Below are 15,519 nucleotides of genomic sequence, written 5' to 3'. Positions count from 1 at the left end.
CGACCGCACTTCTCGACACCGCTTCCGCGCGCGCCACCCTAGCCGCACGCGGTGTCATCGCACTTCCCCGCTACAGGAGGCCACATGGCACGTCCCGCGACCAAGCAGAAATCCCAGCCCAGCATCGCTCGCAGCGAAGGCAAGTCGCAGCCGCTCAGTCGTGAGCGTATCGCTGCCGACATCGCCGCGTTCCGCAAGACCGGCGGCCGGATCGAAGTGCTCACCACCAACTTCGGCCCTGCGCGTAACGATGGCGACAAGATCGCCTAAGCGTTACCCGCAAACCGAAGCGTTGTACCGACGTGCCACCGCAAGGTGGCACGTTCGTTTCCGGCCAGAGATGGCGCAGCCGCTCAGTTGCCGTAATCGATACGCACCGAACCGGAATGCGATTCGAGCTTGATGTCGCCATTACCGGTCCCCAACCGGGTTCTCAGGCTCTTGCCCGGGCCGTACTCCGGCCGCTCCACCTGCCCGGCCACCGAACGGATGTCGCCGCTGAACACCTCCACCTGCAGCGCTGCCGACACGTTGCGCGGCACGCCCAGGCTGATGGTGCCACTGACGCTCTCTGCAGCAATGCTGCCGCCCGGCGCCAGACCGGCCACCGTCAGCGCCGTTGCGCCGGACACGCTCTCGGCGCGCAGCTGCGACACCTGCCCCGCGCCGACCCGGATCTGGCCGGAAACGGACTCGACCGACACTACGCCGCTGGCGCCGGCCGGCGCATCGATCTGGCCGCTGACCGTGCCCAGGCTCAGCCGTGCGCTGGCCACCGTGCTGCGCAGCGCGCCGCTGACGGTTTCCAGTTGCGCTTCCCTGGCGCGTCCGGCTGCGACCACGTTGCCGCTGACCGACTTGAGCTGCAATCGCGCCAGATCGACCTGATCGACATCCACCGAGGCACTCACTGCCTCCACCTCCAGCAGCGCCGCGCGCGGAACCCGCAGCTCCAGTTGGGCACCCCTGCTGTTGCGGTTGTTACGCGGGTAGATCACCTCGAACTGCAGCCGGTCCGGGCTTTCATCCACCTCCAGGCGCTGCCCTTCGCCCAGGGTGCCGGTCAGCGCCACGTCGTCGCGGTCCCAGCCGCGCACGCGGATCTGCCCGGCGATGTTGTCCAGCTCCACGCGCCCGCCGCGCGTCAGCGGATGGCTCTGCTTCACGGTGGTCTGCGCTGCCGCCGGCAGTGCGCAAAACGCAACCAGCAATAACATGGATAAATGGGCGTAACGCATGGGCATGCTCCTCAGCTTGGAAAGGACGTCTCGCCCTGCGAGGCAAGACGGGTCAGTTGCAGGCGCTTGGCATAGGTGCGTTGCAGCTGCGACAACAGGAATGCAGAGCGCGGACTCTGCGCGATGGCGGCGTGGATGGCCTGCGCACTCTGGTCCAGCTCGACCAGCGCCGGGCGCAGATCGGCCGGCACCTGCTGCACCGGCACTGCGTCGATGGCCTGCTGGTATTGCCCGGCCATTGCCTGTGCCTGCGCCACCAAGCCAGGGCGCGCCGACGCTGGCGCTGGCGCCTGCGTCGAGCGATCGAGCCCTGGCACGATCGCCACCACCGCCAGCGCAGCAGCAAGCGCCACACCGAACGCAGGCCAGGCCCAGGCACGCTGGCGGCGCGGCTGCAGGGCAACCACGTTGGTGTGCGGCGTCAGTGCGGGCGCGATGCGCTCCCAGAGCTGCGCCGGTGGCTGACGTTGCTGCGGCAACGCACGCAGACGCGCGGACAACGCAGCGTCATCGGTTGCGTGCGGATCAAGCGGATCGTGATTCATGCGATATCTCCCAGCCGCACGCGCAGCAGGCCGCGCGCGCGATGCAGTTGCGCCTTGGAACTGCCGACCGCCATCTGCAGTTCGTCGGCAATTTCCTGATGTTTCCAGCCTTCGATGTCGTGCAACACCAGCACCGCGCGTGCGCGCGGCGGCAGCGTCTCCAGCGCGCGCTCCAGATCCATCTGGGTGGCCTGGCAGGCTGCGGCGCCTGGAATGGCAGCGAGGATCTCGCCATCGGCGTCGTCCACCATCTGATCGCCCGCAACCGAGCGCGCCCGCAGCTCCATCAGGGCCGTATTGACGGCCAGCCGGTGCAGCCAGGTGCTCAGCGCGCTCTGGAAGCGGAATTGCGGCAAGGCCTTCCACGCGGCAATGAAGGTCTCCTGCAGCACATCATCGGCACGCGCCGCGTTACCCCCACATAGCCGCCACACCACCGCATACAGGCGCGGCGCATGACGGCGATAGATGGCCTCGTAGGCGGTGCGATCGCCGCCTGCGGCGGCACGCGCCAGCGCCGCGTCGTCGCGTCCGGCCGGACCGTCACAAGCTGGGGCATCGATGGGCATGGAGGTGTCGAGCATATCCACTTCGATGCGCCGGGTAGCGCAAAGGTTTAAACCGCGCCCAGGTATTTTTTCGAGCATGGTTACAGAAGCGGCCGACAAACCTACTGCGCCGCCGCCCGGCGGGTCTTGCGGTGCTCGGAATCGACATGGACCACTCGTACACCCCGGTTCCGAGCGTGCCTTCCGCATCCGCCGGACGACTGCTCGCTCCCTTTTGGGCCGCTCTAAACCTTTTCGCCGGCCGCCGCATCCAAGCCTGCGATGGCGCAATCCTGCGCCGCATCGCTTGCCGGGAGCACGGCCGTTGGCCGCTTCAGGCGCAGGCCCCCTGATCGGACGTCGCCATGCCGCATGTTCTCGGAATACTGCTGAGCCTGTGCTCCACCCAGTGCCCGGCCCCGCTGCCGACGGATGCAGTGCAGCTCACGTTGACGCCTGCGCGCCTGCAGGCCTGCCTGCTGCACCTGCCGTCGACGCGGCTGTCATGCGTCGAGCTGAACTCACCGGCGCACTGGTTGCCGGTACGCCGCGCCGAGCAGCTGTGGCGGCGTGTTGTCGCATTGTCCGCGCATGGCCGCAGTTCAACGCGTTGACCGGTTGCAGCGTCATCGTGGATTTCGGCGCTGCTGTATCGCCGTGTTGGCCTTCATCGATGCGCATAGCAGCGAGCGCCCCGGCCACGCACAGCTGTGATACCGCAATCCATCGCAGCACCCTTGAATCAATCTGGCTGCCGCCACCGCTAGGCGCGCGTTCACCCCGCGCACCGGCTGCGCAATGATGCCCCCGTTACAATGGGCGTTCTCTGTGAACCTGCACGATCCGATGTCCGCGTCCGACGCTTTGCCGACCATGATCCGTAGCCTGCTGCCGCACTGGAATCCGCAGTGGCTGACCGTGGCAGTGGTGACGGTCCAGATCGTGCTGATCCTTACCGTTGCCGCGCTGGTTCGGTTACTGCTGCGGCAAGTGCTGCGCCGTCTGTGTACGCGCTACAGCCTGCCGGCGGAAATGATGATCGGTATCCGTCGCGTGGGCAGCTTCGTCATTTCCGTCACTGCGGTGCTGACGGTATTGAATGTGCTGGGCGTCTCCAGCGGCACCTTGTGGACCGCGTTCACCGGATTCGCGGCGGTCGGTGCAGTGGCGTTCTTCGCGGCATGGAGCGTGCTGTCCAATATCTTCTGCACCTTCCTGATCATCACCACGCGCCCGTTCCGCCTGCACGACCACATCGAGCTGCTGGAAGGCGGCGACAAGCCCGGCCTGAAGGGCCGGGTGATCGACATCAATGTGATTTACACGACCCTGGAAGAAACCGGCGATCACGCCGGCAGCGTACTGCAGGTTCCCAACAGCCTGTTCTTCCAACGCACCACGCGCCGTTGGCGCGAGACCAGCCATTTCAACGCCAACTGAGGGCGTCTGACAAGACGTAGTGAGCCGTTATCGGGTGACTCGGTCGGCGCGTCGCAAGGACACGACGTGCGAATGTCGCATGTAGATCAAAGCAATCGCCGCAGCCGCCTGGCGACAAGCGCAGTCGTTTGCCGGTTATTCTGAAGCCGCGTGGCAATCAACGCAGCTGGCTGTCCTTGCTGCCCCGACGGTTGTAGCCGCCTTGCGCCGCCTGCTCCTGGTCATGCGCCTGCTGACAGTTCACGCACAGGTGCACGCCAGGCACTGCCTTGCGACGCGCCTCGGGAATGGGCGCATCGCACTCCTCGCAGTGAGTCAGGCTCGGGCCCTGATGCAGCTGGCTCCGCGCGCGCTTGATCGCATCCTCGACGGTCGCATCGATCTGGTCCTGCACCGCCCCATCACCTGCCCATCCGGTCGCCATGTTCGCCTCGGCTTGTCTGCTCAGAACTCAAATATGGGCATGCGCCCGGGCAAATCCAAGCCGGACGTGCACAGCGCGCTCAAATCAGGTGCTTTAGCATCCGCCCATTCGCACTCTTCGAGGAAGTCGCAATGGAACAACACGTCCACCCGTTCTCCGAATTATTCGCCCAGTTGGGCCTGCCGTCGGATGAGGTCAGCATCCGCAGCTTCATCGACGAACACTCTCCGCTGCCGGGCGACATGCGCCTGGAGGAAGCGCCCTTCTGGACACCGGCGCAGGCGCAGCTGCTGCGTGAAGAGCGCCTCGACGATGCCGACTGGATCGTGACCATCGATCAACTCAATATCGCCCTGCACACCACTGCCGACGACACCGGCGTCTGAGTCGCGCAAGGACGCAGCGAGTGCCCTGCGCTAGACCTCGCTCGCGGCCCCGCTTGTCATTGCGTTGGGTGATCAGCTTGCAGGAACAAAAAAAGGAGCGGCCACTGGCCGCTCCTTTGCATTCCGGGCGATGTAGCCGGCATGCGAGTCGCACACCAAAGCCACGCCTCGGGCGTCAGGTCACCTTCTTGGCGATCGTCATGCCGAGCACGAACAGCACGATGGCGATGATGATGCCGGCCCAGAACAGGAACTTGGCAATCCCCATTGCAGCGCCCGCCATGCCGCCAAACCCGAGCGCACCGGCAATCAGTCCGATGATGGCGAAAATAATGGCCCACTTGATCATGTTTGTTGTCTCCTCATCCGGCACGGTGCCGTGTTCAGTCGTGTGCTTGCGCGGTCGTGCCGCAGAACATGCGCTGCACGCTACGCATCCGGATGTGCCGCATTCGTGAATACGCCTGACACACGCCGCCACATTCGCGCGTGCAGATTCGCCAGCAGCGCCTGCATCGGCGATCATGCGCAGCTCGCCGCAATCGATTGGCATGGACACTCTTCGCTATCTCGCCGGTTACCCGCCCGCAGTCCTGGATCAGGTGCGCGAGCTGATCGCGCAGGACAAACTCGCCCTGGTGCTGGCACGCCGCTACCCGGATCGCCACAGCATCCGCACCGACCGGCAGTTGTACGACTACGTCAAGGCCATGAAGGAGCGCTACATGCGCTCCTCGCCCACCCTGCACAAGGCGCTCTACGACAACCATCTGCAGGTGGTGAAGCATGCGCTGGGCACGCATACGGCGATCTCGCGCGTCCACGGCAGCCGGCTCAAGGCCAGCCGCGAGATCCGCATTGCCTCGATCTTCCGCGATGCGCCCGAACCGTTCCTGCAGATGATCGTCGCCCACGAGCTGGCGCATCTGAAGGAGGCCGATCACAACAAGGCCTTCTACCAGCTGTGCAACCACATGAGCCCGGACTACCACCAACTGGAGTTCGACCTGCGCTTGTATCTGACCCACCTGGCGCTGTCCACGGACGCGTGATCGCGCACCGGCTAGACGAGGCAGCACATCGCCGCGACCACCGGTCCATGGCGACCGGTCCCCCGCCGGGGACGCACGACCTGCATTGATCTCGGCGAGGCTGCCGTCGACCTATGCGGGCAGCACCGACGCCCGCCTGGGATCAGGCACGACAGGGTTGCCGGCCTCTCCTAGAATGCCTCCATGCAGGCACCGTCCCTCCAGCAACTCACCCAGGCCGCACAGACCTCCCACCCCGCGGCAATGACGGCGCTGGCACATGCGTTGGTGCGCACCGGGCAGCCCGAGCAGGCGCTGGCGTGGTACATGCGCAGTGCGGCCGCAGGCGATGCCGGCGCGCAGATCGAAGCCGGCCGCATGCTGGCCTACGGTGTGGGTTGCGAGGTGGACCTGGCCCGTGCGCAGGAGCACTGGCAACACGCCGAGCGCCAGGATGTTGCGGCAGCGCGCTATCTGTTGGCGACCGTGGCCGTCACCGACGCCCCGTTGATGCTCGACACGCAGGCGCAATCCCGCTTGCATGCAGCGGCCGCAGCCAACTACCCGCCTGCGCTGCGCGCGCTGGCCATCCAGCACGGCCGGATCGATCACCCCGCGCAGCAACGTAGCTGCGTTGCCTTGCTGGAGCGCGCCGCCGCAGCCGGTGACGCATTGGCTGCCGCGCTACTGGCCGAGCGCCTGCTGCGTGGCGAAGGCGTCCCGCCGCAACCCGACGCCGCGGCGCAGTTGCTGCGGCAATTGCAGCCGCTGGGTATCGCCGCGGCGCCTGCCGTGCAGATCACACCGCCGGATCCGCTCGTCGACGATCCGCGCATCCGTTTTGCTGCCCGACATGTCGCAACGCGCCGCCACGACGCGCCCATGATCGAAGAAGTCTGCGGGGTGCTGTCTGCCGACGAGTGCCGCTTGTTGATGTTGCTGGCGCGGCCGCACCTGCGCGCCTCCGAAGTGGTCGACCCCGACGATGCGCGCACGCGCCGCGCGCCGATCCGCACCAGCCGCGGTGCCACCCTGGACCCGATCCTCGAAGACTTTGCCGCGCGTGCGGCACAGGCGCGCGTGGCGGCCTGTGCGCAGCTGCCGCTGACCCATGCCGAAGCGCTGTCGGTGCTGTGCTACGCGCCGGGTGAGCAGTACCACGCGCATCGCGACTACCTGCCGCCCGGCACGATCGCCGCCGACCGCCCCACTGCCGGCAATCGCCTGCGCACCGCCTGCGTCTACCTCAACGACGTCGAAGCGGGTGGCGACACCGACTTCCCGGTCGCGGGCGTGCGCGTGCGTCCACGTGCCGGGTCGGTGGTGTGCTTCGACAATCTGCATGCCGATGGCCGCCCCGACCCCGACTCACTGCACGCCGGCCTGCCGGTCAGCGCAGGGAGCAAATGGCTGGGAACGCTGTGGTTCCGGCAGCAGCGCTATCGGCATTGGTGAACAGATTCATACACTAGCCCCCGCCGACGTGGTTTAAAATGTTGCAGCGCGACGTGATCGGACAGGGTCTGCAGACGTCGCGTTTTTGTTTCCCATTGCACGGGTTTCGGCCCGGCCTCAGGGAAGGCACATCACGCAGCCCCGCGGAGCCTTCGATGCTTTTCGAAACCCTCGACACCACCGGCCACGAGCAGGTGATTTTCTGTCACAACCGCGACGCCGGCCTGAAAGCGATCATCGCGTTGCACAGCACCCGTCTCGGGCCCGCGCTGGGCGGCGTGCGCATGCGCCCCTACCCCAATAGCGAGGCGGCGCTGGACGATGCGCTGCGGCTCAGCCGCACCATGACCTACAAGAACGCGCTGGCGGGATTGAATGTCGGCGGCGGCAAGGCGGTGATCATCGGCGACCCAAAGAGTGACAAGAGCGAGGCTCTGTTCCGCGCATTCGGCCGTTTTGTCGACACCCTGGGCGGGCGCTACATCACCTCCGAAGATGTCGGCACCGACGTCAACGACATGGAACAGATCTACCTGGAGAGCGAGTACGTCACCGGCGTGCACCAGGTGCATCGCGGCTCCGGCGACCCCGCCCCGTTCACCGCCTACGGTGCGTTGCAGGCGCTGATGGCCTCGCTCAATCGCAGGCTCGGCCACGAGGAAGTCGGCAAGACCAGCATTGCGATCCAGGGCCTGGGCCACATCGGCATGGAGCTGGTGAAGCTGCTCAAGGAACGCGGCGCCAAACTCTATGTGGCCGATCTGAACCCGGCGCTGGTGGATCGCGCGGAGGCCGAATACGGTGCCGAAGCGGTCAGCATCGAGGAAATCTACCAGGTGCCGGCCGATGTATTCGCACCCTGCGCGCTGGAAGGCGCGATCAACGAAGACACGTTGCCGCGGTTGAAGGCCAAGATCATCTGCGGCACCGCCAACAACCAGCTCGCCAGCGCCGCCATCGGCGAAGAGCTGCACAAGCGCGGCATCCTGTATGCGCCCGATTACGTGGTCAATGCCGGCGGCGTAATGAACGTGTCGCTGGAGATCGACGGCTACAACCGCGAACGTGCGATGCGCCTGATCCGCAGCATCTATCACAACCTGGAAAAGGTCTTCGACCTGTCCTCCCGCCTGGGCGTTGCGCCGCAGCAGGCGGCCGACCAGATTGCCGAGGCGCGTATCGAGGCCATCAGCAAGCTCAAACTGCCGCTGGGCCGCACTGCACCTCGCTTCCTGCACAAGCTGCGCGGCGAGTGAGCCACCTGTCCAGGCATCTTGCCTGGACAGGTGAACCACCGATCAGACGCGCCGATCAGAAATCGGCGCTGTAGCGCAGGCTCAGCGCGCGATCGTCACCGCGCTCGCCCACCCGCTGGTCGTAGCCGAAGCGCAACTGGCTCTGCGGCCCCAACGGCGCGGCCGCGGTGATGCCGAACAGACCACCCGAGCGCGCCGGCTGCATGCCGCGCAACGGCGCCCAGGCGTCCACGCCGATGAAGCTGGCATCCAGCGTCAGGCCGTCGCTGCTCAACGCCTGCTGCCATTCGGCATAACCGCCGAGCTGCACGCCGCGCCAGCGATAGGACGAACGCACGCCGGCCAGCACCTGGGTGCGCGAGGAGGTGCTGGCATCGGCGCGCAAGCCGAAGCCGTCGCCACCGCTTTCGCGGAATCCCTCGCTGCGCAGACGCACGTAATCCAGCCCCATGTAGGGTGTCAGGCTGGCGCGCGCGCCACCCAGGCGATACCCGGTTTCCAGGTTGCCGCTGAGGTAACTGCCGCTGTAGTCGCTGAAGGCACTGCTGCGGTCTTCGCCCAACTGCAGGCTGCGCTCGATCTGCCGGTTGACGTTGCCAAAACCCAACTGGCTCAGCGTGTACGCCGACCCCAGCGTGGTACCCCAGTACAACTGCCCCTGCACCTGCCGATCGCGCCCGCGTGCACCGTCCAGATCGCCCAGGCTGTTGGAGCGCGTTTCGCCGAAGGCAAAGCCGGTGACTGCGCCCGACGCCAGGCGCAGGTCGTTGCCCATCATCCAGCCGGAGGTGGCGAATCCTGCGGTAGTCACGCCACCCTCGCCCGGCCCACCGAGCGCACGTTGCCAGACGCCCAGCATGCGCGGCTGCTGCGACAAGCCGTCGAAATGCGACGCCAACGCACGCCTGCCCAGATCGATGGTGTCGAAGGTCATCGCTGCCGACTCGGCATGCGCGCGGCCGGACAGACTGCGCAGCGAATCGGCGGCAGCCTTGGCATCCGGCGACTGCTGCAACGCCGCTGCGGCGTGGATGAACCCGCTGCTGATGCCGCCAGTGCCCTGCAGTTGCTGCGCATCCACTTGCTGGAACGCTTGCTCGACGCGGATTGCCGAATCCATCGCTGCCGTGCCGGTCATGCCCAGCGTGGCGGCGACGGCGGTGGCATTCAAGCTGCGCAAGGCAAGGTAAGCCGTATTGCTGTCGTACGTCAGCGAGGCATCCAGGAAGGTCACGGCCGCGCCGCGGCTGAGCGTGTCGAACGTGCCCTGCAACCCGCTGCTGGCCTGCAACAGCGTGTAGGTCGCGTTGTCGACCACGTAATCGCGGCGGCCGAGCACTTGCAGATCACCTGCAATCGTCGCGGTCCCGGTCACGTTCACCCGGTCGCCCACGTTCAAGGCAAGGCGACCGTTGCTGGCCTGCGTGTAATTGCCCGCGATCGACAGCGCCGCACTGTTGACCTGCAGGGTGCCGGCGTTATCGACGCGTCCGCCGATCCTGCCCGCACCGATCAACGTCGCACCATTGGCGATACCAACGCGCGCACTCTGCAGACTGGCCGTCTGCAAGGTGCCGCCCAGCACCTGGGTGTCGCCGTTGAACGTATTGGCGCCACTGCTCAACACCAGCGTACCGGTGCCGCGTTTGGTCAGGCCACCCGTGCCACTGATGTCGTTGGCCCAGGTGGAACGCAAGGTGTTGACGGTGACATCCACCGTGCCCCAATCAAAGCGCGCCGGCCCCAGCACCGCCTTGCCGACATTGAGCAGGCCGTAGCCGAAGGTCGGGTCGACGCCGGCCACGCCCAGATCAGTGGCCGTTCCCAATAGCGTCTGCCGCACCAGATCGTTGCTGAAATACGGAAACGCCTGCCACACCAGTGCAGCCGCGCCGGAGACCAACGGCGCCGCAAACGAGGTGCCGCTGCCGTAGAAGTAGCGGATATTGCTGGCAGTCGCATCGGGGTCGAGGAACATCGAGGTGCCCGGCGCCACCAGGCAATAGCGCATCGCCACGCCACAGGCATTGGAGTACGAGGCCAGCTGCGTAGGATTGGCGGTATCCAGCGCAGCGACGACCAGCCAGCCGCGCTCCAGATCGGCGGCCGGCAGCGTGCCGTTCGGGCCCAGTTGGCTGGGCAGCGCTGCGGTATCGGAGGGTTGCGATCGCGATTCGTTACCCGACGCGAACACCACCAGCCCATCGTTGCCGATGACGAACGGCCGGTATTCCTGCGCAATCTGGTTGGTGACCGCCGGGTCGTTCCAATACAGCCCGCCCCAGGAATTGTTCATGATGCGCACGCCAGCGCTGATCAGATCGGCATGCACCGGACCCAGACCAAGCGGGCCGTCGACCTCGTTGCCTTCGCCGCTGCCGTCATCGTCCGGTGCTTCGTCGCTGATGATGCGTGCCGACACCAGGCCGGCGCCGCTGGCGATGCCGCCCGGCCACTGGCCCACTGCGCGCCCGGCTGCAAGCTGCGCGACCACCGTGCCGTGGCCCACCACGTCGCCCGCAGCGACGTTGTTCGTGCGCGGATCCACATAGATGAAGCTGTTGCTGACCCGCCCCTGCAAGGCCGGATGATTGGTATTGATGCCGGTATCGATCACGCCGATGCGATAGCCCGCACCGGTGAACCCCAACGCCTGCGCAGCGCGTGCGTTGGTCAGCGCCAGATGCGCGTCGAATGCAGGTTCCGGCGTCGTCGGCGGTGCGACCACCGGCGGCGGAGGCGGCGGCGGTGAAGTCGGCGGCGGTGGTGGCGGTGGCGACGTCGGTGGTGGTGCCGTCGGTGTGCTCGGACGAATACCACCGCCCCCACCACCGCCGCCACACGCGGTCAATGCCACGGCCAACGCCGAGGCCAGGACAGTCCTGGCGACGTCTATCTTCTTCATTTGGATGTTCTCCCCGAACCCATTCCATGGATAGGGCCCAATCCCGGGCCCGAACGCCGTCTTTATACTGCATCCTCACACGGCTGTCGCAGCTGATTGCGTAGCGAATGTCGCAGCGCCGGGAGCGTGCTGGCGCGAACCGACCATGAGGCAGATAATCGTTTCACTTTAAACGGTATCTCCTTTATGTCCGACATCGTCATCGTTGCTGCCAAACGCACTGCCATCGGCTCGTTCCTTGGTCAATTCAACGGTGTGCCGGCGCCGACGCTCGCCGCCACTGCGATCCGTGGCGCGCTGGCGCAGTCCGGCGTCGCGCCGGCCGACATTTCAGAAGTCATCGTTGGCTGCGTCCTGCCGGCCAACCTGGGCCAGGCGCCCGCACGTCAGGCGGCGATTGCCGCAGGCATTCCCACCTCCACCGGCGCCACCACCATCAACAAGGTGTGCGGCTCGGGCATGAAGGCGATCATGTTCGGACACGATCTGATCAAGGCAGGCTCGGCCAGCATCGTGGTCGCCGGCGGCATGGAGTCGATGAGCAATGCGCCGCATCTGCTGCCTAATTCGCGCACCGGCAACCGCTACGGCAACTTCCAGGCGGTCGACCACATGGCCTGGGATGGTCTGACCAATCCCTACGACGGCCAGGCGATGGGCGTGTTCGGCGAGGCCACCGCCGAGAAGTTCGGTTTCAGCCGCGCCGATCAGGATGCGTTTGCGATCGCCTCGGTCGAACGCGCGCAGGCTGCCCAGCGCAGCGGTGCGTTCGCCGATGAAATCGTTCCGGTCACCGTGGCCACGCGCAAGGGCGAGGTGGTCGTCGACAGCGACGAGCAACCGGGCAAATCCGACATCGCCAAGATCCCGACCCTGAAGCCTGCCTTCAGGAAGGACGGCAGCGTCACCGCCGCCAGCTCGTCCAGCATCTCCGATGGCGCGGCGATCACCGTGCTGATGCGCGCAGACGAGGCGCAACGTCGCGGCATCGCACCGTTGGCGCGTATCGTGGGGCATGTCACCCACTCGCAGGAACCTGAGTGGTTCACCACCGCGCCGGTCGCTGCCATCCAGAAGTTGATCGGCAAGATCGGCTGGCAACTGGACGAAGTGGATCTGTTCGAAATCAACGAAGCATTCGCGGTGGTGGCGATGACGCCGATCGCCGAGTTGGGTATTTCGCACGACAAGGTCAACGTCAACGGCGGTGCCTGCGCTTTGGGGCATCCGATCGGCGCATCCGGTGCCCGCCTGGTGGTGACATTGGTGAATGCGTTGCGCACGCGCGGTGGCAAGCGCGGAATCGCGACCCTGTGCATCGGCGGCGGCGAAGCGACTGCCATCGCTATCGAATTGATTTAATTGTTTTTAACGGCGATTTTGCAAAACTGAATGCGCGCACGCTTGACACTGGTCTTTGGACCGTCATCATGTCTGGGGCGCGCAATAGCGCGTTGCCTAATCTAACGACGAGGATTGAAACAATGACCATTAACAAGCTGCTGATCGCAATGGCTCTGGGCCTGGCCCTGACCGCTTGCTCGAAGCCGGAACAGGCTCAGGACGCTGCTGCTTCGGCTAACGAAGCTGCTGCCGACGCTCAGACCGCTGCTGACCAGGCTGCTGCCTCGGGCTCGCAGTCGGCTGACGCCGCTCAGGCTGCTGCCAACACCGCCGCTGCTTCGGCTGACACCGCTGCTGACGCTGCCCAGGCTGCTTCCGGCGCCGCCACCGACGCTGCTGCTGAGCAGGCTGCCGACGCTGCCAAGACGGCTGAAAACACCGCCGAAGCTGCTAAGGACACCGCCGAAGAAGCCAAGAAGTAATCACTTCTTAGCTCCAAGCAAGTTCGGAGAAAGCCGCTGGTTTCCAGCGGCTTTTTCTTTGCCCGCGATTTACCGGTGACTGGACTGCGTCACTGTCCAGACCATCGAACCTGCGCCATGTCGCGACGTGTACGGCGCATACCGCCCATTGGCTGAATGGCCGGCCGCGCATTGACGCCGGCTGCATCGGCCCGTGCATAAGCTCGCTCTTCCAACACCGGAACAGGAACAGGACCACCCATGAAGACGATCCGCATGCTGTCGTTGAGCGCCATCGCCGCTCTCACCCTCGCCGCTTGCCAGGGCCCTGACGCCGAGCAGGCGCAACGCGATGCCGCCTCCGCTGCCAAGCACGCTGCGGCTGCGACCGAACAAGCTGCCGATCGCGCCGCCGTGCAGGCCAAGGCCGCCACCGCCGATGCACGCGTGGCAGCACGCGAACTGGCCGCCGATGCGAGCCGCGCAACCGCCAATGCCGCAGACGCCACCGCCGACAAGACCCGCGAGATGGCCAACAAGGCCGAGCAGAACGCCGACAAGCACGACGCCGAACATCCGCAGCATTGATTGACCGTGTGACCGTATCAACAGTTTGCAGACGCGCCGGCCGGATTGGGCCGGCGCGCTTGTTTCCCGCCAACGGCGACCTCGTGTTGTCGAGGCTGGCAGGCTAGCATTCGTCCATGCCCTCCTCTTTTACTGCGCGCCGCCGCAACCAGCTGGCGCTGGCGTTCTCTGCCCTGATCTTCATCGCCATTGGTGTCGGCATCTTTGTCGGTGCCCGTCGCTCGTTGGCCGATGCAGCGCTCGTCTCGCATACGCATGAAGTGATCGGCCGGGTCGACGAGATCCAGGCGCGCGTGCTGGATGCCGAATCGGCGCAGCGCGGCTTTCTGCTCACCGGCAACGATGCCTATCTGCTCGACTATCAAACCAGCGTCGAGCGCCTGCCGATCCTGCTCGACAACCTGCGTCGCCTGATTGCCGACAATCCCGGCCAGGTGCAGCACCTGGACACCCTGCAGCGACTGGTGGAAACGCGCCTGCAGCAGATCCAGCACGTGCTCGACGTGTATTCGCAGCAGGGCCTGGAGCCGGCCCGCGCCGGCATCCGGCAGACTGCCTTCCGCACCACCAGCGCGATCCGCGAGCAGGCGCTGACCATGGTGCAACGCGAGCAGGAGCTGCTAACGCAACGAGCCGAAAGTAGCCGGCAGAGTGCGGCCTTGCTGCTGGTGCTGGCACTGGCCGGCATCCCGTTCGGGCTGGCGGTGGTCGGCACCGTCTATGCCTTGCTGATGCGCGAACTGCGGCATCGCTCGCAGGCCGAGAAACGCGCAGCGCAAGCCAATCGCGAGTTGGGCGACAGCGTCGTTGCGCTGCAACGCAGTACCGCCGATCTCAATCTGCTCAGCCGCTATACCGGCCTGCTGCAAAGCTGCATCAGCGCAGAAGAGGCGCTGATGGTGAGCAGTCGCACCCTGGCCAGCCTGCTGCCGGGCGTTGCCGGAAGCGTGTATCTGCTACGGGCCTCGCAGGATCGCGCCGAGGCGATCAGCCACTGGGGCGAGCCGCTGGTGCACAGCGCACCGCATCTGCTGCCCGAAGAATGCTGGGCGCTGCGCCGTGGTCAACCGCACATCGTCGACGACCTGGGCCGGGATGCGCTGTGCGCGCATATCGGTGCGCCCGAGCACGGCAGCGCCGTCACCACCGCATGCCTGCCGATGTCCGCGCAAGGCACCCAGCTCGGCTTCCTGTTCCTGTCTTCGCCGGGTCCGGGGCCGATGCCCCGCCTGGAAATCGCCGAGGCGGCCGCCGAACAGTTGTCGCTGGCGCTGAGCAACCTGCGCCTGCGCGAATCTCTGCGCCGGCAGTCGATCCGCGACCCGCTGACCGGGCTGTACAACCGCCGCTATCTGGAAGAATCGCTCAGCCACGAACTGGCGCGCTGCGCACGCCGCGGCCTGCCGTTGTCGGTGCTGATGCTGGACGTGGACCACTTCAAGCAATTCAACGACAGCCAGGGCCACGCCGGCGGCGATCTGCTGCTGGCGGCGCTGGGCGAGTTGCTGCTGACCCGGCTGCGTGCCGAAGATGTCGCCTGCCGCTACGGCGGCGAAGAGTTCACGGTCATTCTTCCCGAGGCCGATGGGGTCGAGGCGCTGCGCGTGGCCGAGGACATCCGCGGCCATATCGCGGCCCTGGCAGTCAGCGACGGCCCGCGCTCGTTGCCGCGGGTGACGGCCTCGATCGGCGTGGCCAGCTTCCCGGTCGATGGCGAACTGGGAGCCAGCCTGATCCAGAAGGCCGATGCGGCCTTGTATGTCGCCAAGCACGGCGGTCGTAACCGGGTCGAGCGGCATGGCGCCGCCACGCCCGCAGTGGACTGAGCACGCGCGCCATCGGTGCTGGTTTGCGTAACCCGTCACACAAAAGATCGGTCAGCGCGGCGATAGTCGGTT

At 66.1% G+C, this 15,519-nt stretch carries 17 protein-coding genes and 1 other RNA gene; 12 read left to right on the top strand and 6 right to left on the bottom strand.

The window, feature by feature from the left end:
- Positions 1–84: 84 nt before the first annotated feature.
- A complete protein-coding gene (locus XARJCFBP2528_RS01100) occupies positions 85–270 on the top strand; it encodes a hypothetical protein (protein ID WP_010366034.1) in 186 nt (61 codons plus the stop codon).
- Positions 271–353: 83 nt separating this feature from the next.
- Here XARJCFBP2528_RS01100 and XARJCFBP2528_RS01095 read toward each other — a convergent pair whose 3' ends face one another.
- The 3 genes from XARJCFBP2528_RS01095 to XARJCFBP2528_RS01085 are packed head-to-tail and all read right to left on the bottom strand — an operon-like array spanning position 354 to position 2,367.
- Positions 354–1,238 carry a DUF4097 family beta strand repeat-containing protein gene (locus XARJCFBP2528_RS01095; protein WP_026064811.1) on the bottom strand — a complete coding sequence of 295 codons (885 nt, stop codon included), beginning with the start codon at positions 1,236–1,238 and terminating at the stop codon, positions 354–356.
- Positions 1,239–1,249: 11 nt separating this feature from the next.
- Positions 1,250–1,783, bottom strand: a complete 534-nt coding sequence (locus XARJCFBP2528_RS01090; RefSeq protein ID WP_039809863.1) for a hypothetical protein — start codon at positions 1,781–1,783, stop codon at positions 1,250–1,252.
- Positions 1,780–2,367, bottom strand: a complete 588-nt coding sequence (locus tag XARJCFBP2528_RS01085) for an RNA polymerase sigma factor (RefSeq protein WP_039809865.1) — start codon at positions 2,365–2,367, stop codon at positions 1,780–1,782. Before XARJCFBP2528_RS01085 ends, XARJCFBP2528_RS01090 begins: the two co-directional genes overlap by 4 nt.
- 131 nt (positions 2,368–2,498) lie before the next feature.
- On the opposite strand from XARJCFBP2528_RS01085, the gene XARJCFBP2528_RS21785 reads away from it, so the two are divergent.
- From XARJCFBP2528_RS21785 to XARJCFBP2528_RS01075, 3 genes are all read left to right on the top strand, one after another.
- A non-coding RNA gene (locus XARJCFBP2528_RS21785) (sX9 sRNA) lies at positions 2,499–2,576 on the top strand.
- 120 nt (positions 2,577–2,696) lie between these two features.
- Positions 2,697–2,945 (top strand): hypothetical protein, encoded by a 249-nt coding sequence (locus XARJCFBP2528_RS01080; RefSeq protein ID WP_016904105.1) that lies wholly within the window; start codon positions 2,697–2,699, stop codon positions 2,943–2,945.
- A gap of 232 nt (positions 2,946–3,177) precedes the next feature.
- On the top strand, positions 3,178–3,771 hold the full coding sequence (locus XARJCFBP2528_RS01075; protein ID WP_026064722.1) for a mechanosensitive ion channel family protein: 594 nt from the start codon (positions 3,178–3,180) through the stop codon (positions 3,769–3,771).
- 157 nt (positions 3,772–3,928) lie between these two features.
- Here XARJCFBP2528_RS01075 and XARJCFBP2528_RS01070 read toward each other — a convergent pair whose 3' ends face one another.
- A complete protein-coding gene (locus XARJCFBP2528_RS01070; protein WP_024938007.1) occupies positions 3,929–4,195 on the bottom strand; it encodes a DksA/TraR family C4-type zinc finger protein in 267 nt (88 codons plus the stop codon).
- A 131-nt stretch (positions 4,196–4,326) separates the two neighbouring features.
- Here XARJCFBP2528_RS01070 and XARJCFBP2528_RS01065 point away from each other — a divergent pair, with 131 nt between their 5' ends.
- Complete coding sequence (locus XARJCFBP2528_RS01065) at positions 4,327–4,581, top strand: DUF2789 domain-containing protein (protein ID WP_016904102.1); 255 nt, start codon at positions 4,327–4,329, stop codon at positions 4,579–4,581.
- 175 nt (positions 4,582–4,756) lie between these two features.
- On the opposite strand, the gene XARJCFBP2528_RS01060 is transcribed toward XARJCFBP2528_RS01065, so the two are convergent.
- Positions 4,757–4,930 carry a DUF1328 domain-containing protein gene (locus XARJCFBP2528_RS01060; protein WP_003489471.1) on the bottom strand — a complete coding sequence of 58 codons (174 nt, stop codon included), beginning with the start codon at positions 4,928–4,930 and terminating at the stop codon, positions 4,757–4,759.
- A 175-nt stretch (positions 4,931–5,105) separates the two neighbouring features.
- Between XARJCFBP2528_RS01060 and XARJCFBP2528_RS01055 the strand changes: the two genes are divergently transcribed.
- The 3 genes from XARJCFBP2528_RS01055 to XARJCFBP2528_RS01045 all read left to right on the top strand — a co-directional run bounded on the left by XARJCFBP2528_RS01055 (position 5,106) and on the right by XARJCFBP2528_RS01045 (position 8,323).
- Entirely contained in the window at positions 5,106–5,633 is a 528-nt protein-coding gene (locus XARJCFBP2528_RS01055) for a M48 family metallopeptidase (protein WP_016904101.1), read from the top strand.
- 183 nt (positions 5,634–5,816) lie between these two features.
- A complete protein-coding gene (locus XARJCFBP2528_RS23660) occupies positions 5,817–7,067 on the top strand; it encodes a 2OG-Fe(II) oxygenase (protein WP_026064721.1) in 1,251 nt (416 codons plus the stop codon).
- A 155-nt stretch (positions 7,068–7,222) separates the two neighbouring features.
- Positions 7,223–8,323, top strand: coding sequence for a Glu/Leu/Phe/Val dehydrogenase dimerization domain-containing protein (locus tag XARJCFBP2528_RS01045; RefSeq protein WP_016904099.1), 1,101 nt, complete (start codon positions 7,223–7,225; stop codon positions 8,321–8,323).
- 55 nt (positions 8,324–8,378) lie between these two features.
- On the opposite strand, the gene XARJCFBP2528_RS01040 is transcribed toward XARJCFBP2528_RS01045, so the two are convergent.
- Positions 8,379–11,228: an autotransporter serine protease gene (locus XARJCFBP2528_RS01040; protein WP_026064720.1), complete on the bottom strand. Its 2,850-nt coding sequence runs from the start codon at positions 11,226–11,228 to the stop codon at positions 8,379–8,381.
- Between the two features lie 186 nt (positions 11,229–11,414).
- Here XARJCFBP2528_RS01040 and XARJCFBP2528_RS01035 point away from each other — a divergent pair, with 186 nt between their 5' ends.
- The 4 genes from XARJCFBP2528_RS01035 (at position 11,415) to XARJCFBP2528_RS01020 (ending at position 15,447) form a co-directional block, all read left to right on the top strand.
- Entirely contained in the window at positions 11,415–12,590 is a 1,176-nt protein-coding gene (locus XARJCFBP2528_RS01035; RefSeq protein ID WP_016904097.1) for a thiolase family protein, read from the top strand.
- 122 nt (positions 12,591–12,712) lie between these two features.
- Positions 12,713–13,054, top strand: coding sequence for a hypothetical protein (locus XARJCFBP2528_RS01030; protein WP_016904096.1), 342 nt, complete (start codon positions 12,713–12,715; stop codon positions 13,052–13,054).
- A gap of 240 nt (positions 13,055–13,294) precedes the next feature.
- A complete protein-coding gene (locus XARJCFBP2528_RS01025) occupies positions 13,295–13,621 on the top strand; it encodes an XAC1346 family secretion chaperone (RefSeq protein WP_016904095.1) in 327 nt (108 codons plus the stop codon).
- A 116-nt stretch (positions 13,622–13,737) separates the two neighbouring features.
- The gene (locus XARJCFBP2528_RS01020) at positions 13,738–15,447 is read left to right on the top strand and encodes a diguanylate cyclase (protein ID WP_039809910.1); all 1,710 of its coding nucleotides are present in this window, start codon (positions 13,738–13,740) and stop codon (positions 15,445–15,447) included.
- The last annotated feature ends 72 nt before the right edge of the window (positions 15,448–15,519 follow it).

The sequence above is a fragment of the Xanthomonas arboricola pv. juglandis genome (assembly GCF_001013475.1).
GTDB lineage: Bacteria > Pseudomonadota > Gammaproteobacteria > Xanthomonadales > Xanthomonadaceae > Xanthomonas > Xanthomonas arboricola.
Note: the sequence above shows the minus strand (reverse complement) of the source record. Positions and strands in the feature narration are given on the sequence as shown.

Excerpts from the sequence above, each read along its gene's own strand:
- XARJCFBP2528_RS01035 (WP_016904097.1), top strand. The coding sequence starts at position 11,415 with ATGTCCGACATCGTCATCGTTGCTGCCAAACGCACTGCCATCGGCTCG.
- XARJCFBP2528_RS01070 (WP_024938007.1), bottom strand. The coding sequence starts at position 4,195 with ATGGCGACCGGATGGGCAGGTGATGGGGCGGTGCAGGACCAGATCGAT.
- XARJCFBP2528_RS01065 (WP_016904102.1), top strand. The coding sequence starts at position 4,327 with ATGGAACAACACGTCCACCCGTTCTCCGAATTATTCGCCCAGTTGGGC.
- XARJCFBP2528_RS01040 (WP_026064720.1), bottom strand. The coding sequence starts at position 11,228 with ATGAAGAAGATAGACGTCGCCAGGACTGTCCTGGCCTCGGCGTTGGCC.
- XARJCFBP2528_RS01060 (WP_003489471.1), bottom strand. The coding sequence starts at position 4,930 with ATGATCAAGTGGGCCATTATTTTCGCCATCATCGGACTGATTGCCGGT.
- XARJCFBP2528_RS01075 (WP_026064722.1), top strand. The coding sequence starts at position 3,178 with ATGTCCGCGTCCGACGCTTTGCCGACCATGATCCGTAGCCTGCTGCCG.
- XARJCFBP2528_RS01085 (WP_039809865.1), bottom strand. The coding sequence starts at position 2,367 with ATGCTCGACACCTCCATGCCCATCGATGCCCCAGCTTGTGACGGTCCG.
- XARJCFBP2528_RS01055 (WP_016904101.1), top strand. The coding sequence starts at position 5,106 with ATGCGCAGCTCGCCGCAATCGATTGGCATGGACACTCTTCGCTATCTC.
- XARJCFBP2528_RS01025 (WP_016904095.1), top strand. The coding sequence starts at position 13,295 with ATGAAGACGATCCGCATGCTGTCGTTGAGCGCCATCGCCGCTCTCACC.
- XARJCFBP2528_RS01080 (WP_016904105.1), top strand. The coding sequence starts at position 2,697 with ATGCCGCATGTTCTCGGAATACTGCTGAGCCTGTGCTCCACCCAGTGC.
- XARJCFBP2528_RS01020 (WP_039809910.1), top strand. The coding sequence starts at position 13,738 with ATGCCCTCCTCTTTTACTGCGCGCCGCCGCAACCAGCTGGCGCTGGCG.
- XARJCFBP2528_RS01045 (WP_016904099.1), top strand. The coding sequence starts at position 7,223 with ATGCTTTTCGAAACCCTCGACACCACCGGCCACGAGCAGGTGATTTTC.
- XARJCFBP2528_RS01095 (WP_026064811.1), bottom strand. The coding sequence starts at position 1,238 with ATGCGTTACGCCCATTTATCCATGTTATTGCTGGTTGCGTTTTGCGCA.
- XARJCFBP2528_RS23660 (WP_026064721.1), top strand. The coding sequence starts at position 5,817 with ATGCAGGCACCGTCCCTCCAGCAACTCACCCAGGCCGCACAGACCTCC.
- XARJCFBP2528_RS01030 (WP_016904096.1), top strand. The coding sequence starts at position 12,713 with ATGACCATTAACAAGCTGCTGATCGCAATGGCTCTGGGCCTGGCCCTG.
- XARJCFBP2528_RS01090 (WP_039809863.1), bottom strand. The coding sequence starts at position 1,783 with ATGAATCACGATCCGCTTGATCCGCACGCAACCGATGACGCTGCGTTG.
- XARJCFBP2528_RS01100 (WP_010366034.1), top strand. The coding sequence starts at position 85 with ATGGCACGTCCCGCGACCAAGCAGAAATCCCAGCCCAGCATCGCTCGC.